Source organism: Paenibacillus timonensis, from assembly GCF_022427145.1.
In the GTDB taxonomy this organism is placed as follows: Bacteria; Bacillota; Bacilli; order Paenibacillales; family Paenibacillaceae; genus Fontibacillus; species Fontibacillus timonensis.
In genome coordinates this window covers 59952-76979 of record NZ_JAKSXN010000003.1, presented here as the reverse complement: position 1 = coordinate 76979, position 17028 = coordinate 59952, and the positions used below count along the sequence as shown (strand labels likewise).

18 protein-coding genes and 1 pseudogene are annotated in these 17028 nt (G+C 42.0%); 14 read left to right on the top strand and 5 right to left on the bottom strand.

What is annotated here, in order from left to right:
• The first annotated feature begins 70 nt into the window (after positions 1–70).
• The 9 genes and pseudogenes from MJ257_RS01935 (at position 71) to MJ257_RS01890 (ending at position 7491) form a co-directional block, all read left to right on the top strand.
• Positions 71–1203: pseudogene (locus MJ257_RS01935) on the top strand (YncE family protein).
• A gap of 18 nt (positions 1204–1221) precedes the next feature.
• On the top strand, positions 1222–2007 hold the full coding sequence (gene lgt, locus MJ257_RS01925; RefSeq protein WP_009224859.1) for a prolipoprotein diacylglyceryl transferase: 786 nt from the start codon (positions 1222–1224) through the stop codon (positions 2005–2007).
• 2 nt (positions 2008–2009) lie between these two features.
• A complete protein-coding gene (locus MJ257_RS01920; protein WP_009224860.1) occupies positions 2010–2756 on the top strand; it encodes a response regulator transcription factor in 747 nt (248 codons plus the stop codon).
• Positions 2743–4152 carry a sensor histidine kinase gene (locus MJ257_RS01915; protein ID WP_009224861.1) on the top strand — a complete coding sequence of 470 codons (1410 nt, stop codon included), beginning with the start codon at positions 2743–2745 and terminating at the stop codon, positions 4150–4152. The genes MJ257_RS01920 and MJ257_RS01915 overlap by 14 nt, the downstream gene beginning before the upstream one ends.
• Positions 4149–4346 carry a hypothetical protein gene (locus MJ257_RS01910; RefSeq protein WP_164744112.1) on the top strand — a complete coding sequence of 66 codons (198 nt, stop codon included), beginning with the start codon at positions 4149–4151 and terminating at the stop codon, positions 4344–4346. Before MJ257_RS01915 ends, MJ257_RS01910 begins: the two co-directional genes overlap by 4 nt.
• A gap of 106 nt (positions 4347–4452) precedes the next feature.
• Positions 4453–4998 (top strand): class I SAM-dependent methyltransferase, encoded by a 546-nt coding sequence (locus MJ257_RS01905; protein ID WP_308193141.1) that lies wholly within the window; start codon positions 4453–4455, stop codon positions 4996–4998.
• Between the two features lie 79 nt (positions 4999–5077).
• Positions 5078–5359 (top strand): FAD/FMN-containing dehydrogenase, encoded by a 282-nt coding sequence (locus MJ257_RS01900; protein WP_240267650.1) that lies wholly within the window; start codon positions 5078–5080, stop codon positions 5357–5359.
• Positions 5360–5423: 64 nt separating this feature from the next.
• Entirely contained in the window at positions 5424–6131 is a 708-nt protein-coding gene (locus MJ257_RS01895) for a response regulator transcription factor (protein WP_127575661.1), read from the top strand.
• Entirely contained in the window at positions 6124–7491 is a 1368-nt protein-coding gene (locus MJ257_RS01890; RefSeq protein WP_127575660.1) for a sensor histidine kinase, read from the top strand. The genes MJ257_RS01895 and MJ257_RS01890 overlap by 8 nt, the downstream gene beginning before the upstream one ends.
• A gap of 84 nt (positions 7492–7575) precedes the next feature.
• Here the strand turns inward: MJ257_RS01890 and MJ257_RS01885 are convergent, their stop codons facing one another.
• From MJ257_RS01885 to MJ257_RS01875, 3 genes are all read right to left on the bottom strand, one after another.
• Positions 7576–8028 carry a putative iron-sulfur cluster-binding metallochaperone gene (locus tag MJ257_RS01885; protein ID WP_127575659.1) on the bottom strand — a complete coding sequence of 151 codons (453 nt, stop codon included), beginning with the start codon at positions 8026–8028 and terminating at the stop codon, positions 7576–7578.
• 62 nt (positions 8029–8090) lie between these two features.
• Positions 8091–8525 carry a hypothetical protein gene (locus tag MJ257_RS01880; RefSeq protein WP_172200683.1) on the bottom strand — a complete coding sequence of 145 codons (435 nt, stop codon included), beginning with the start codon at positions 8523–8525 and terminating at the stop codon, positions 8091–8093.
• Positions 8526–8554: 29 nt separating this feature from the next.
• The gene (locus MJ257_RS01875) at positions 8555–8977 is read right to left on the bottom strand and encodes a NusG domain II-containing protein (RefSeq protein WP_127575657.1); all 423 of its coding nucleotides are present in this window, start codon (positions 8975–8977) and stop codon (positions 8555–8557) included.
• Between the two features lie 183 nt (positions 8978–9160).
• On the opposite strand from MJ257_RS01875, the gene MJ257_RS01870 reads away from it, so the two are divergent.
• Positions 9161–9490 (top strand): four-helix bundle copper-binding protein, encoded by a 330-nt coding sequence (locus MJ257_RS01870; RefSeq protein WP_127575656.1) that lies wholly within the window; start codon positions 9161–9163, stop codon positions 9488–9490.
• 66 nt (positions 9491–9556) lie between these two features.
• Here MJ257_RS01870 and MJ257_RS01865 read toward each other — a convergent pair whose 3' ends face one another.
• Positions 9557–10075, bottom strand: a complete 519-nt coding sequence (locus MJ257_RS01865; RefSeq protein WP_127575655.1) for a hypothetical protein — start codon at positions 10073–10075, stop codon at positions 9557–9559.
• Between the two features lie 154 nt (positions 10076–10229).
• On the opposite strand from MJ257_RS01865, the gene MJ257_RS01860 reads away from it, so the two are divergent.
• Together MJ257_RS01860 and MJ257_RS01855 are read left to right on the top strand one after the other, a co-directional pair.
• Positions 10230–10556, top strand: coding sequence for a metal-sensitive transcriptional regulator (locus MJ257_RS01860; RefSeq protein WP_127575697.1), 327 nt, complete (start codon positions 10230–10232; stop codon positions 10554–10556).
• A gap of 89 nt (positions 10557–10645) precedes the next feature.
• Complete coding sequence (locus MJ257_RS01855; protein ID WP_240267648.1) at positions 10646–12841, top strand: spermine synthase; 2196 nt, start codon at positions 10646–10648, stop codon at positions 12839–12841.
• 5 nt (positions 12842–12846) lie between these two features.
• Here MJ257_RS01855 and MJ257_RS01850 read toward each other — a convergent pair whose 3' ends face one another.
• Positions 12847–14097 (bottom strand): type II restriction enzyme NmeDI-related protein, encoded by a 1251-nt coding sequence (locus MJ257_RS01850; protein ID WP_240267647.1) that lies wholly within the window; start codon positions 14095–14097, stop codon positions 12847–12849.
• A 183-nt stretch (positions 14098–14280) separates the two neighbouring features.
• Here MJ257_RS01850 and MJ257_RS01845 point away from each other — a divergent pair, with 183 nt between their 5' ends.
• Both MJ257_RS01845 and MJ257_RS01840 read left to right on the top strand, forming a co-directional pair.
• Complete coding sequence (locus tag MJ257_RS01845) at positions 14281–16689, top strand: heavy metal translocating P-type ATPase (protein ID WP_240267646.1); 2409 nt, start codon at positions 14281–14283, stop codon at positions 16687–16689.
• 43 nt (positions 16690–16732) lie between these two features.
• Positions 16733–16930 (top strand): heavy-metal-associated domain-containing protein, encoded by a 198-nt coding sequence (locus tag MJ257_RS01840; protein ID WP_036644998.1) that lies wholly within the window; start codon positions 16733–16735, stop codon positions 16928–16930.
• Positions 16931–17028 lie beyond the last annotated feature (98 nt).

Sequence of the window (17028 nt, the reverse complement as noted above, 5' to 3'; positions counted from 1 at the left end):
TTTTTTGGGGATAAATATAAAAATGAGAATAAATAAATTTAGGGGGATAAATAACATGAAAAGAAACTGGATGATAACGCTCTCTGTAGCGGTTTTAGCCATTGGTATTACTGCCTGTGGTACTGCACAACAGAATAACAATGCTGCACAACAGAATAACAATGCTGCACAACCAAATCAAACCACGAATAACTCTGAAAACAAAGCTGAAGCCCCAATTTCACAAAATGTTGCGCCGGCGTTTTTTTACACTGCCGATGAAGGGGGAAGTGTTACTAAGATAGATGCAACTTCAAATCAAGTCCTGCAGACCATTAAGGTTGAAGGGGCCGTTCATAATGTCCAGGTCTCTCCCGACGGGAAATTGGTAGGAGCTACGGTTGTTCCATCAATGTCGGACATGGAAGGAATGTCGGAGGCGGAAGATCAAGAGGGCGGACATGGCGAAGATGGCGATCATGAAATGAGCGGTTATGCCTATTTTTATGACACGGTTTCAGACGAACTCGTCAAGAAAGTCGAAGTAGGTATCCACCCGGCTCATCTCGTTTTTACGATGGATGGGAAAAATGTTCTGGTTACCAATAATGAAGGAAATAATGTAACGGTACTGGATGCCAAGACGTTTCAAACGGTGGGAACGATTCCAGCAGGAAAAGGCCCTCATGGTTTTAGAGTGTCGGCGGACAGTAAATTTGCCTATGTGGCAAATATGAGCGAAGACACCGTTAGTGTGTTGAACTTGCAGACCATGGTTGAGGAGAAAAAGATCAAGGTCGGTAGCACGCCTGTAACGACTGGCGTAACGAGTGACGGTAAAACCCTGGTCGTTCCTTTAAACGCAGAGAATGCAGCCGCAATTGTGGACTTAGCTACCGAGAAATGATCAAAGTACCTGTCGGTAACGGTCCTGCGCAGGTGTATATTCCATCCGACAACAAGTATGCGATTATTGCGAATCAAGGTACCGAACAAAATCCATCAAATAGTATCTCGAAAATTGACCTGGCTACAAATCAGGTCATTGCCACGATCGAGACGGGCAAAGGGGCGCATGGCGTGGTAGTGAGCCCGGATAACAGTAAAATATATGTGACAAACTTGTTCGATAACACTGTAACCGTGATCGACAATGAAACCAATAAAGTGATTACAACGATTAAAGTAGGCACAACGCCAAATGGAATTAGTGTTACTCCATAATAATAAGGGGATAGTGACGTGAGAGTAATTTTATTTGAAATCGGGGGATTCTCCCTTAGATCCTATGGCGTCGTAGTGGGTTTGGCTGTATTGCTTGCCGTGGGCATGGCGTATTATTTAGCTAGAGGGACGCAATATCAAAAACATATCTTTAATCTGGTGTTCTATGTACTTCTTGGTGCCATTCTAGGAGCCAGAATATGGCATGTGTTCTTTTTTCAATGGGGATACTACTCGAACCATTTATCTGAGATTTTTGCCATCTGGAATGGCGGAATCGCCATACAGGGAGCATTGGTTGGCGGATTCCTGACAACGGCTGTTTATACCTGGAAAAATAAAATTTCGTTTTGGGAACTCGCCGATATTGTGGCTCCTGCCATCATATTAGGTCAGGCCGTAGGCCGGATTGCCTGCTTCCTAAATGGTGATGCGTTTGGAGCTCCGACTGGGACAGGCTTTGGGGTTGTTTACCCTGAAGGTACCATCGCTTTTGAACGGTATGGTTCCGTTCCGCTATGGCCGGCCGAAGTTTGGGAGGGTCAGCTCGATTTGATCGTATTTGGAGTTCTCATAGCCATGAAGAATATCAAGCTTCCCGTAGGGGTGCTGTTTTTAAGTTATAATATGATGTATGCACTGGTCCGGTTTTCTTTGGAATTCCTTCGTGGGGATTCACCACGGTACGCCTTGGATTGGACTGCCGGACAATGGACCAGTATGAGTATCTTCCTGATCTCTATGGCCTTGATGGTGTATTTCTTCTTTAAGCGCAACCAAGAGACAAAGGTAATCACTATGTAAAAATGAGTCAATCGGTAAAGGCGGGTGGCGGCGTGCCAAAACTACAGGTTCTTGTTGTAGATGATGAATGGAATATGCGCAATCTCTTGCGGATTTATTTAACGCGAGAAGGGTTCGAGGTCAAGGAAGCTACAAACGGCAATGAAGCCTTGGAAATGGCGGCTAACCATCATTTCGACATTATTCTGCTGGACCTTATGCTGCCGGATATGGACGGGTGGCAAGTATGCAAAAAGATCCGGGAGAAGGATCATGTAGCTATTTTGATGCTCACCGCGCGTTCGGAGACGAAAGATAAAGTGTACGGGCTTGGCATCGGCGCGGACGATTATTTGACCAAGCCATTTGAACCTGAGGAATTGCTTGCCCGGGTCTATTCCTTAATCCGCCGTTCGGCGATTACACAATCCATCAGGCGGCAAGAGGCTGCGTTAGAGTTTCCCCATCTGAGAATATTACCGGAAGGTAGAGAAGTTATTATCCATGACCATTCCGTTGAATTCACACAGAAAGAGTTTGATTTATTCATCTCGCTCGCGAAAAGCGAACAACGTGCGTTCAGCCGCGAAGAGTTGGTGAATCTAATCTGGGGAGACGAATACGAGGGAGAAGTTCGCGTCGTAGATACTCATATCAAAAATATTCGGGAAAAGACTCAAAAGGCAGGGCTTGGCTATAATCCGATTCAAACGGTGTGGGGAGTAGGGTATAAGTTCAACGGAGCGGGTACTTCCAATGAGAAGGAATAAAATTGGCTTCAGGCTTGGTTTGATGATTCTCGTCGCTTTTGTTGTCGTGATTCTCTCTTTAGGATTGACGATTGATCGAATGTTCACGAATTTCTATAACTCGGAAATGAGAACAGAGGTAAATGAACTCACGACTCACTTCACAGCGATGAGCCAATCGCCTGAGATGTTGTCCGAAGAGACGCTGCTCAAGTTTGCCGATTTTTCAAACGTCAGTATTTTATTTGTTTCTGAACAAGGAGACATATTGGCAAATTCCGGAACCTATGAAATATCGGACCGAACATTCATTAAACCCAAGGACCTGAAGCTTCTTTTTACCGGGAAAGCCGTAAAGCTTGAACATACCGATGCTAATGGAGAACGTTACTTCGTGGCGGCCAGACCCGTATTGGATGCCACGGGGGTAAATATTAAAGCCGCGGTTTATGTCCTTTCTTCAACCGGGCATATGGATGAATCCATCACGGCCGTTCGTAGCGTATTGGTACTGTCAGGCCTAGGGGCATTTCTACTGGCACTGGGAATCACCTGGATCATCGCCAAAATCCTATCCCGACCCATGCTGCAAATGCAAGCGGCAACCCGGAAAATTGCCGCGGGTGAGCTGGAAACTCGATTAACGATTCAGCGAGATGATGAAATTGGTGTTTTGGCGGATTCCATCAATCATCTGGCCATCGAGCTACAGCGATATAGGGATACCCGGCAGGAATTTTTTGCGAATATATCTCATGAGCTGCGAACTCCGATCACGTACTTGGAAGGATATGCACAAGTCCTCAAGAAGCGTCTATATGAAACAGAGGAGGAGAAGGATAAATATTTAGATATTATTCATGAAGAGGCCATGCGTTTACAGCACCTCGTTGATGATCTATTCGATTTGGCTAAGATGGAAGAAGGAAAAGTCAGCCTGTCGCTGGAGTGGATTGACTTAGCGGAAATTACGGATAACGCGGTTCAAAAAATTAAGCTTAAAGCCGGCGAGAAGAACTTATCTCTCCAAACGAAGATCAACAGCAACATTCCATTGATTTACGGTGACGGTTTGAGAACGGAGCAGGTTCTTCTTAACTTGTTGGAAAATGCTGTACGCTATACGGAGAAGGGCAGCATCGTCGTTGAACTGGACCAAAACCGCTCCTTTATTTATATAGCAGTGGAAGATACCGGTATGGGTATCCCTGAGGATGAGATTCCGTACATCTTTGACCGTTTTTATCGTGTGGAGAAGTCCCGCTCACGGCAATATGGTGGTACAGGGCTCGGTTTGCCAATCGCTAAAAAGTTGGTGGAGCTGCAAGGCGGGGAACTCAAGGTCTTTAGTAAGTTAGGCCACGGAACTAGGTTTGAGATCCGCTTTGTGCCTGAACACCAGGAGGAACGAATATGAAGAAGGCGGATTGGGTTATAGTCATTGTTCTCATAACTATGGGGCTGGCATGTTTAATCGTATCGGCTTTCTCATTTCGTGGCATGTCATTTACTCAGATGGGGCTTTCCATCGGGCAGGCTTGCTTATCGATGATTGTGATAGCGACGATCATTGGTATCGTATATTGGTTCACGCAAAGAAACAAACCTTAACTCCTATCGGTTCCCTAAGTTCAAATCCGAGGTGAAAAAATTGAATAAGGTCCAAACCGAAAAAATAAAAAGGCGATACAATCGCGTAGCCCCTCTGTTCCACAAAATGGACAGTAAAATGATGAAAACTTGGAGAAGCAGCTTATTATCAGGATTAAGCGGCAATATTCTGGAGGTTGGCATTGGTACGGGAGCTAATCTTCCCTACTATCCTTCTTCCGTTTCATTAACGGGAATAGATTTTAGTCCCAGTATGCTGAATTACGCCAAGCTAAGCGCTGAAGAACTCGGCATGAAGGTAGATTTGATTGAAATGGATGCAGAGCACATGGATTTTGCGGACCATACCTTTGATTATGTAATAGCTACCTGCGTGTTTTGCTCTGTTCCAGACCCTATACAAGGGATGAAAGAAATGGCTCGTGTATGTAAGCCGGAAGGACAAATTCGTTTATTGGAGCATATGCGTAGCGATAACCCGGTTGTGGGAAAAATCATGGATCTGCTTAATCCAATCACTGTGAGGTTGTCTGGGGCGAACATCAATCGAAGAACGATGGAAAATGTGGAAAAAGCGGGACTCGCTATTGAACAAAACGAGCAGTTGTTTTCTACAATCGTCAGAAGTCTAACCTTAAATACAATGGTTTGATCTTTATAACTTCTTCACAATGTATAAATTAGTTCTTCATATTTATCGTTTATATTATATTCAAAAGGAGGAGATACTAATGAAAAAACTATGGATTGGAATCGCAACGATGGCTTTGGTTATGGGAATTGGAACGGCAGGTGCCTACGCGGCTACAGCCGAAAACGGTACCGAAGACAGTGGTAAAGTAAATAACCAAAGCACCTTTGAACAAATGTTGCCGCATGCAAAACAAATGCACCCGGATCTTTCCGAGGAACAAATTCGGGAGATGTATAATAGCTGCCATGGTGGCAGTGGCTCAGGTGCGAAAGGTATGATGAACAATACTCAGATGGGCAGCAATATGATGAACTTCTAATCACGAATTTAGACAGGCCTCGCGAGTTACGTGAGGTCTTGTCTTATTTAATGAAAGGATTTGTATGGAACGGACAAAAATTTTAATTATCGATGATGAGCCAAGCCTTCTACACGTCATTAAAGCCTACCTGGAGAAACAGGATTATCTGGTTTACGAAACAGATTCGGGGTATGGGGCGCTTCGGCTTTTTGAAAATCTCCAGCCTGACTTAGTCATCTTGGACTTAATGCTTCCGGACCTTTCGGGTGAGGATGTCTGCAAAACGATTCGAAAGAAATCGGATATACCTATCCTCATGTTGACCGCAAAAAGCAGTGAAGATGACCTTGTTCACGGTCTATTGATAGGAGCTGATGACTATCTTGTCAAGCCGTTCAGCCCTCGGGAACTGATGGCCAGAGTGATCAGCTTGCTAAGAAGATCGAAGTCCGCCGGATATACGACTCAGGAAAAAAAGATTTCTTTCGGTGGGAACCGCCTCTCCATCGATTCAGAACGGCATGAAGTAATAGTTAAAGGCGAAACCGTCCAGCTTACCCCCATTGAATTCAAATTGCTTGAAACTTTAGCCAAACATCCTAAAAGAGCATTTACCCGTTTCGAACTGGTTAATCTGATCCAAGGTGATGATTTTGAAGGCATGGAACGCACGATCGATGTCCATATCAAGAACATCCGCCAAAAAATCGGTGATGATCCGAAAAATCCATCGTTTATTATTACGGTCTATGGGGTGGGTTATAAATTTCAGGGGGTACCCGATGAATAGCGGAGGACTGCGTAAAAGACTGTTAATTTCGCATCTAGGCGTAAGCCTCGGTTCACTGCTGCTCATCATGGTCATCGTTTATCTCGTCATGTCTTTCTCATTTGGAAGGTATACGCAAACCCAGCAGCAGGCAGAGGCAGATACGATTGTTGAAGATTTGGAAGGATCCTATGATGAAAGTTCAAGGGGATGGTCTGAGGATTCTTTAATGTCTATCTCCCATCAAGCTATGCTCCGGAACTATAACGTGAGCATTTATAACGCCGGAGGCAATTTGATCTGGGATACGAAATCCATGGGGAGAATGATGCATGCCTCTACACTGACTGAAAAAGGTACTATAAATACGAAAGTAATAACGCGAGAGATTACAAAGAATCATGTGAAGATTGGCAGGATCGAAATTGAGGGACTTGCAAGCAATTTTGAAATACAAAACCGACAGTTTTTGAACCTGTTTAACACGTTACTTTGGGTGGCGTTTATTTTAGCCATTGCCGGTGTAACGATATTTAGCGTAATTATGTCAAATAGCCTAAGCAGGCCTTTATTACGCATTAAACAAATAGCTACTCAAATGAAGGAAGGGAACTTGTCTTCCCGTGTTGTACTGGCGCATCGTCAAACGGAAATCGAGGAGGTGGGACTCGCTTTAAACCATCTAGCGGATGCACTGGAGCAACAAGATCAGTTGCGCAAAAATTTAACGGCCGATATCGCCCATGAATTACGCACACCGCTGGCCACGATCCAAAGCCATATTGAAGCTTTTCAAGATGGTGTATGGGAAGCAACGCCCGATAAATTGGAGGTTTGTCATGGGCAAGTTATCCGGTTAGTAAAGCTTATTCATGATTTGGAGAACTTGTCAGCGGTCGAAAATCCGATGCTCAAGCTAAAACAAGAACCGGTTAGACTGCTTGAGGTAATCAGAGAATCCGAAAAAACGGTAAAAGCTCAGTTCAGCGAGAAACCGATCGATCTCATCATTCAGGAAGAAACTCCTGTTGTTATCACCGGCGATGCTGGACGACTGATTCAAGTTTTTGTGAACCTGTTGAATAACGCTTATAAATTTACTGGCGAAGGTTCAATTTATGTTAGAATTTTTGAAGCTGCAGATCAAGTGAACGTAACCGTTTCGGATACGGGTTCGGGCATAGCGTCCGATGAGCTGCCACATATTTTCGAGCGTTTCTATCGTGGAGATAAATCGCGGAATCGCAAAACAGGCGGTGCCGGAATCGGTTTGGCTATCGTAAAGGCCATCGTAGAAGCGCACGGCGGCAGTATTCATGTCGAGAGTAAAATCAATCAAGGCACCAGGTTTACATTACACTTTCCAAAAAAGTTAAAATAAAAGATGAATTGTCTCTTAAAAGAGAAACTCATCTTTAAATTCCACTTTTTTCATAAGAATTGTTGCTAATGAGAAGACAAGAGATTAGCTTTTGTCAAGACTTCGAATAAACGTCGTGACATTGCCTAAACAACAAGAACCTTGAGGATTATTAACCTCACATCCACAACGATTTGCCTGAACTTGTTCCCGTATACGGTCAATTGGTTGCTGGTTTTCTTTAACCGCTTGTACTATACGTTCTCTTGTCCACCCAAAACAGTAGCAAACAGGAACAGCCATTGAATCGTCTTTTTGATATACCGAAACTTTTAGCATATCTCTTTCAAAGGTCTGCAATTCGCAAAAATATATAACTTCACAAGATGAATTAATACAAAAAAAGTAATCACATTCTGGATGGATGATTTCTAATGCAATTGGTTGAAGCATAGCCTTGAGTGTAATCAATTGAATACCCTTCCCCTTTTGATGACATACGGGGCATTGAGTAGGTATTGTCGACTGGTCAGTGGATGATTGACAACAACTATCCATTTTTTTTATCACTCCTTATGTAAATTTGATGGGGTGTTCAGGTAGGACCCTTTTAATTCATTTTAATTTGTCGAATCATGAACGCTGGCACCTTTTGTTTTTAAGGTTGTCACCCATCCCACGGTTAATGGTTGAATTTCAACCTCATCACCAGGGGAGAAACAGGCGAAGTTTTGCATATTATGGATGTTAACAACCGTTACTGTTTTTTTATTCTCCAATTCGATTTGATTATGGCATCTGCTAATTCCAGTTTCGTCTGCTTCGCAATCCGTATCTGTTTTAACGGTGCCCTTCAATAAAGTATCCACATTACCCTCGAGTAATTGAGTAATGTACCGTTTTTCTTTACCGTTATTTTGCCAATCATAAGTTTTTTCATCAAAGGAAAAGGAATTTGAATTATTAGAAGATCTATTCGTAAAAATGCTGCCAACTCCTAAAACAACAATAATGATGAATAACGATCCTACTGCCCAAACCGTCTTTTTTCTCAATATCTAGCACTCCCCGTTTATAGATCAGCTTATTTTACATAAGCATCGATCTCGTTTTCGGCATTATTTTTTTCTGATCCATCGACCTCTATAAACATTCGTAATGGCAAACAAATGATGGCTTCTTTGGGTTTGGAAATCAGTCCGAAAGTGAAGCAAATCTTCTGCGGACAATCGGATTCGATGACTTCAATGCCTTTGTCATGGATCTTCAGGATATCATAACCTCTTTCTGTTTTCACTTCGATAATTTGGGGTTCATCAGTAAGCTTCACCGTCTTGAAGATCTTATTATCCACTCTAATCGTCGCGTAATAATCCTCGTTCATGTTCGTTACGGCATCATTTGTAAGCCATCTGGCTCCCAATATAAATGTGGCCAGTAGTATAATGCAAACAATTAAGATTAAATCACCCTTTTTAAGCTTATGGTTCATCAGCTTATGGTTCATCTGTTGGTCATCCCCAAAATAATATCTCTTTAAATTGTATCTGAAAAATATGTGTTTTCTTTGTAGAAATGATGTGATATCCTGAACAATTTCTAATCATCGAATTTCTGAATAAAAAAACTACACTGGAGCATAATACCTCATGTATTTCAACTAATTGGAATGGAAGGTGAAAAGTTACAAATGTCTCACGAACAGTTTCAACATTGCATCGATGAGTGTCTGCGCTGCATGGTGGCATGTAACCATTGTTACACATCCTGTTTAGAAGAAGACAATATCGGGATGATGAAAGAATGTATACGATTGGATCGGGAGTGTGCTGATATTTGCGCCTTCTCTGCGCAAGCGATGTCCATGAACAGTTCTTATGCGAAACAGATCTGTAAGATCTGTGCGGATGTTTGTGAAGCATGCGGAAACGAATGCAAAAAGCATGGTCCAGAACATTGCCAACAATGTGCCGAAGCATGTTTTAGATGTGCCGAAGCATGCCGTAAAATGGCCGCATAATCATCAAACCCTAAAACCCGTTTCTGTCGGGCTTTAGGGTTTTATTCGTCTGGAATGTTATTGAATTTACATGATAAAAAAATCTACAGCCAGAAAAAAACAAATCGTCGTAAACATCCAAGCGGGATTGGATAGAAGGAACGATTTCTTGTAAAGATCTTCGGGGGCGATTTCACCTTGTAACAAAATAAAGACCAGGAACAGGATTGCGATCGTAAACAAAGAAATAATATTCAACATGGTATGGGTTGAAGATGGAGGGATCATAACCAAAAGCATTGTTCCCATCATTCCGCCCATGACTCCGGATAGTAATCCGTCTATTACCGCCATAAGACCTTTTGGCCATCCAATAAGCGTACCGGTAAGGCCACCTGCTAACATACTAAACAAAGTTGTTATGAAGAAGTCGTCTGAAATTATTACTGCCAGAAGACTGCCCATTCCTAAACCGACAGACATTCCCACTGCCATCGCTGTCATCATGCCGGTCATACTACTTAACCGTGTACGAAAAGAAATGATAAACAAATAAACCCATGCCGTTAGAAGAAAAAACAATGCAATTATTGGGAAGAAGATCAATGCTTATACCCCCTAGGTCTATATTATACTTCATGAATATGGCTTGTTCCGTTAGAATATGCGCTTCACTTATATAATTGCAATAAATAGGGGGAGGGAGTATATTATTTATAATAATGTGGAGGTGGGCAATATGAATTCGGCGACAAATATTATGAATCAAGCAACGGAGAATGACAATAAAGATTGTTGCTCAAATACAGATCGAAAAAGTCATCATTCAGAGGGTACAAAAAACGATTTAACCAACCGTTTGAATCGGATCGAAGGTCAGATTAGAGGAATAAAAGGAATGATTGATCGGGATACCTATTGTGATGATGTACTAAACCAAATTGCTTCGGTACAATCTGCTCTAAACGGTGTTGCAAAATTGTTATTAGAGCATCATATGAAGAGTTGTGTTATTGAGCGGATCCAGGAGGGAGATACTAATGTAGTGAAGGAACTTATGGTGACAGTGAACAAATTAATGAAGTGATGAGTTGGTTGAAGAATAAATCTAACTGAATAAAATAATGGCAATTGATCACACTGTAATCGTATCTATTTCACGAGGAGTATTGATCGATGTATCGATTACAACCACGAACAATTGTCCAAGATATGACGGTAGTTTTTTTCTCTTCCTTAGCAATGATTATCTTCGAGATATTTCTTTCCCGATTCTTTTCTGTCATTTTGGATTATAATTATGTTTTTTTAATTATTTCTTTAGCTACATTAGGGATAGGCGTTGGTGGTTACCTGGCTTATAAATGGAATGAACGATTTCTTGAAATGAACACTTCGATTTTGGGGATATTTTCAGTTTCAATGATACTCGTGGTTTTGGCCATGTATGCATTACCATATCAGGGCATTGTTTTTTATGCATTATGCGCCATACTGCCTTTTATTTTAGGTGGGCTTATTCTGGCTGGCACTATGCAATCCAGCAAGAATCAGGTCCATATTTTATATTTTGTTGATTTAGTTGCTGCAGGAATAGGATCTGCGGGAGCCATATTCTTGATGAATGCAATTAACCCTATTCAAACTATAGTTCTAATAACATTTGTATTGATTCTTGTTTATTTAGTTGTAAGCTATCGTAAAACAGGAAGATGGTCAAAGCTCATTTACACTATCGTTTTGATGGGGCTCGGCCTTAATTTGGTGTATCCCCTTTTGGACCTCATCGAATTTAAAGCATATCGAACCAGTCCATTTACCGTTTTTTCAAAGAGACCGGATGCAGAAATTGTTTATACACATTGGGATGCGTTTTCCAGAACGGATGTTTACGACACTAAAGATGAACTGCTTTATATGACGATTGATGGAAGTGCGTTGTCACCAATTTCTAAGTATTCCAAAGAACTCAAAGAAGTGGACTACTTACTAACTACAACCGGTGCACTTGCATTTCAGCATGGTCCTAAGAGAAGTGTATTGATTATCGGGGCAGGAGGAGGTCAGGAAGTATTGACTGCTCAAATGTCCGGCTTTCAAGAAATCGATGCAGTCGATATTAATAAGGGGAGTTTTGATGCGGTTCATGCTCTAGCAGGGCTTTCAGGTGATATTTTTCGTCAAAACGGCGTTAAGGAGATTATTTCTGATGGGCGAAGCTACATAAAAGAAACCACCAAAAAATATGACCTCATTTATTTATCTCTGGTTAAAAAGCAATCCGAAAATGGGCTTGGACTGGCTTTAACTGAAAACTTCATCTATACGCATGAAGCATTAAAGGATTACATGAATAGACTGAATAGCGATGGCAGGCTTGCCTTCTTGCTACATGATGACACGGAATTGAATAAAATGATGTATGCTGCGAAGAAATATTATCAGGGACAGGGTATGGATGAAAAATCTATAAAAAACTATATCGCTGTGGTGGGAACTTACCAGCATTTAGGCCATGTTCTTGTTGGTATGAAAGGGCCCATCTTAAATCGGCCGTTACTTATACTCCAGAAACAGCCTATGGACAAAGAAATGGCTCAGTTGCTAATGGATTCAACTTTACATATTCAACAAATTCCGATTCATATCCCTTATATAAACGATCAATACGGAACACTACAAGCATTATTTAACACACAACATGTCAACGTGAATTCTAATCGGGACGACAGGCCATTCTTTTATAATAAAACGAACCAATTCCCTATGGGACTTGTCGTCGCGATTATGATTGCTATATTAGCGGCTATGTTTTTACTACGTAGGAGGGTGTTATCTTCAGGACAAGCCGTTTATTTTTCCGGTATCGCTATTGGATTTATGTTAATTGAAGTTACATTTATCCAAAAGCTGAGCTTGCCATTAGGCCATCCAACTCGATCTTTTGTCACTGTTCTGGGAGTTCTTTTGGTAGCCGGCGGAATAGGAAGTTATTGCTCAAAGCAAGGGAAAACCATTTATGGCCGGTATTCCCCGTTAGTGATAATTGGATTTTTAGCTTTATTGGCAAACACGCTGGTTGGTTTATTCGATCATTCTTTGGAAATCCCGGAAACTTACCGCATGTTCATAATTGTCGTGCTGCTTTTCCCGCTAGGGTTCTTTATGGGGATGCCTTTTCCCCATGGACTTGCTCATTTGCAACGTGAACAAGTTGCTATGAGTTGGGGAATTAATGGAGTTATGACCGTAGTCGGCTCATTACTTGCCGCAGCGATATCACTAACCTTTGGGTTTACAGTCACCCTATGGATAGGAGCAGCCATATATATCCTTTTGTTCATATTCCAGCCTACAGTAAAGTCGGTATAACAACTTTACACAGTCTTGGCGATTTTTCCTAATACACTCAAATCTGAGCCGAACATGCACATTGCATCACAATTCTGACGTAGTTCAGAAAAAAGGATATAAGAAATCGGGAAATGCACGCCTTGTTGGAAAGATGGTCTTAATAGTTGGGCCTTTATTTCCTTTTCCCTTTTTTCAGGGGCAACAAGATATAGGCGGCTTTCATGACTTGTTATAGATATGGAGAGGTCATGTAGTCTAAGAATTCCGGAATAAATTGATGTACTTTTCTCCACTTCAAACGCACTTACTATTTGATTTCTTGCATTTATCCATAAGACATCGATAAGGGAGATCGTTTGTGCCGTTTGTTTTGGTATAGCTGGCAGATCCAATGAAGGGATCGAAAACTCACCAAGCTTTATACCATTCCACTCCCTTTTATGATCATTTTGAGCAATCCAAACTTTATAACCCAACGCGAAACCAACCTTAGCTAAATGTGCTTGCATTTCAGAATGTTCATTTTCTTCTACGATGTTCTGAACTACTTCTTGGTGTCTTTTAGTCCAATTATCGTTTTGGGCATTCTCCAAAGATGCAACAAATTTTACGGCATCCTGCTCAAAAATGTAACGACCAGAGCCAATTTCAAACAAAAGACCACTAATAGCTCCCAAATCCTTAGAAAAATGTATTCGGTATTTCTCATTTATTGAGATAATAGTCTCCCTCATTTGCAAATAAGCACTCCAGGATCCTAACTTTATTTTCATGTCAAAAAGAGTGTTAAACCCATTAACAATGGCAGTATTAAATGGAGGGAAGAGAGCGGGGTGCAAGAAATAAAGGATATTAGCTACAGCAGGACCAAGTCCTTTAATTTGAAGTTGATCAAGTTTCACAATCTCCTGAAGAATTTGTCTTTCATTGGTGGCTGAAATGCAAGCTTTCAAAAAACGCCCGAATGCTAACTGATTATTTTCATTTTCATAAATGTCGGGTATACGAAGTTTAGGTTTCCAATAAAAAGCATGGGCTGCTCCAGTAAATACTTGTTTTTGCTCAGAAATTGCTGTAATAACTGTTTCTAAAAGCGAGCCTTTAAAATCATTTCCGAAAGTTCTATTCTCTATGGCGTTAATCACTTCGAATAACCCATTTCTAATCGTGCGAAATGCTTTTAATCTTTCTTCATTATTCAGAAACCATATTTGGTAAACGGATTCTTTATCTTGCTTATATTCATTAGCTAATTTTGTAATCAATTCTTTCATAACACCCTCCGATGGTAATACAAACTTCTCCCATTATACTTCTCCTCTTCAAAAGTGGGCAATACTAAGGAATGTTGATAAAAGGAACACCAACAAAATCAAAATAATGCATTGACATAGGGTACCCCTGTAGGGTATATTTTGATTAAGCAAGTTACTTGAATAAAACGAGGTGGGTCGGACATGGCAAGCAAACAGGTTTCTTTGCAGATCTCAGGTATGACATGTGCTGCTTGTGCTACAAGGATTGAAAAAGGATTAAACAAAGTGAACGGTGTCGAATCGGCTAATGTCAATTTAGCATTAGAGAAAGCAACGATACATTTTGATTCGGATAAAACCGACGTTGAGGCTTTTGAAAAAAAAATTTCTGATCTTGGATATGGCACTGTGAAGTCTGCGGCTGATTTCCAAATTGGGGGAATGACATGCGCTGCATGTGCTACACGAATCGAAAAGGGGCTTAATAAGCTACCGGGAGTAACGAAGGCTAACGTAAATTTGGCCATGGAATCGGCTCACGTGGAATACACACCATCCGAGGTTACAGTGGAGGATATGATCCAACGGGTACAGAAGTTGGGTTATCAGGCCACGCCGAAAAGCGAATCAAAGCAAGAGGACCATAGGGCCAAGGCGATCCGGAAACAAAAAGTGAAACTAATTATCTCCGCAGCACTTTCCTTGCCTTTGCTATGGGCAATGATCGCGCATTTCCAATGGACTTCCTCTATGTGGATTCCAGGGTTTCTGTTAAACCCTTGGGTTCAATTGGTATTAGCCGCTCCTGTGCAATTTTGGATCGGGAAAGAGTTTTATACGGGAGCGTATAAAGCGCTTAGAAATAAAAGTGCTAACATGGATGTTCTAATTGCCCTTGGCACATCAGCGGCTTATTTCTATAGCGTATATAAGACCTTTGAATGGCAGTTTATGGGGGGGCATCATGGAACGGCTGAGCTTTATTTTGAAACAAGTTCCGTCCTCATCACTTTGGTCATCCTGGGTAAATTGTTTGAAATGCTTGCCAAGGGGCGTACTTCTGAAGCGATAAAAACTCTAATGGGATTACAGGCCAAGACGGCTTTGGTTATACGTGACGGTCAAGAAGTATCTCTTCCCGTAGAGCAGGTCATCGTAGGCGACTTGATCGTTGTCAAACCGGGGGAGAAGGTGCCGGTTGATGGAGTAGTTGTTGAAGGCACTTCGTCGGTTGACGAGTCCATGATCACGGGTGAAAGCATACCGGTTGAGAAAAATCCCGGTGAAGGCGTCATTGGAGCCACAATCAATAAAAATGGTTCTTTGAAGATTAAGGCCACCAAGGTTGGCAAAGAAACTGCCCTGGCTCAAATTATTAAGGTGGTTGAAGAAGCCCAAGGCTCGAAGGCGCCTATTCAAAGAGTGGCCGACCGGATTTCAGGCGTGTTCGTGCCAATCGTTGTAGCTATTGCTGTAGTAACGTTTCTAGTATGGTATTTCTTTGTAGCGCCAGGCAATTTTGCGGAGGCGCTGGAAAAATTGATTGCCGTTCTTGTCATCGCCTGCCCTTGCGCCCTCGGGTTGGCGACGCCAACCTCGATTATGGCCGGCTCCGGACGCGCCGCTGAGGCGGGGATATTATTCAAAGGGGGTGAACATTTAGAATCGACGCATAAAATTAATGCCATTATTCTGGATAAAACAGGAACGGTTACAAAAGGGAAACCTGAGCTTACGGATGTTATAACAGACGCATTAAACGAAGATGAGTTCTTGCGTTTGGTTGCGGCTGCCGAGAAAAAGTCGGAGCATCCGCTGGCCGAAGCTATCGTAAACGGTGCAGTTTCCAAAGGAATCAACATTCCGGAAACAGAGCAATTTGAAGCGATACCCGGACATGGAATTCGTGCCATTGTAGATGGCCGCGAGCTGCTGGTTGGAACCCGAAAACTTCTAGCTTCTCGGAATATCGCTTATGCTGAGGCGATTTCCAATATGGAGGACCTGGAGACGGGAGGAAAGACGGCAATGCTGGTTGCTATAGATGGTGCCTATGCTGGGCTGGTTGCGGTTGCCGATACAATTAAAGAAACCTCAAAAGCAGCTGTCTCGAGATTAAAACAACTGGGTATTGAAGTTGTCATGATTACAGGGGATAACCAAAGAACGGCTAACGCCATCGCCAAAGAAGTAGGTATTGAACACGTATTAGCGGAGGTTTTGCCTGAAGGTAAGGCAGAAGAAGTCAAGAAGCTGCAAGCTCAAGGCAAAAAAGTGGCGATGGTAGGTGACGGCATTAATGATGCCCCTGCTCTTGCTACTGCGGACATAGGTATGGCTATTGGTACAGGTACCGATGTGGCCATGGAAGCAGCGGATGTTACCTTAATGCGGGGAGATCTAAACAGCATTCCGGATGCGATCTATATGAGTCGTAAAACCATGAGCAATATTAGACAAAACTTCTTTTGGGCCTTGGCTTATAACTCGTTGGGAATTCCGATTGCGGCTCTGGGGTTCTTAGCCCCATGGCTTGCGGGGGCAGCGATGGCCTTTAGTTCTGTATCCGTCGTGCTTAATTCGCTTCGTCTGCAAAGAGTAAAATTATAAAAAGTGAATTCAAAAACGAAATCAAAATATGGAGGTAACAAACATGAAAGCAAATTTAATCGTTGAAGGTATGCACTGTGGAGGCTGCGCTAAAAAGGTGGAAACATCAGTAGAGAATGTTGGTGCATCGTGTGAAGTTGATTTAGCTTCCAAATCCGTTGCAGTTGAGTTCGACGATAATAAAGTTTCTTTGGATGAGATTAAAGAAGCCATTAACAAGACAGGCTATAAAGTAAATTAAATGATTAGTTCAATATTTCTTTGAATGCCAGTTACGAACAAGCACTCGATTGAGTGCTTGTTTTTTGCGGTAGTGATATCATGGTAGGTTGGCTTGAG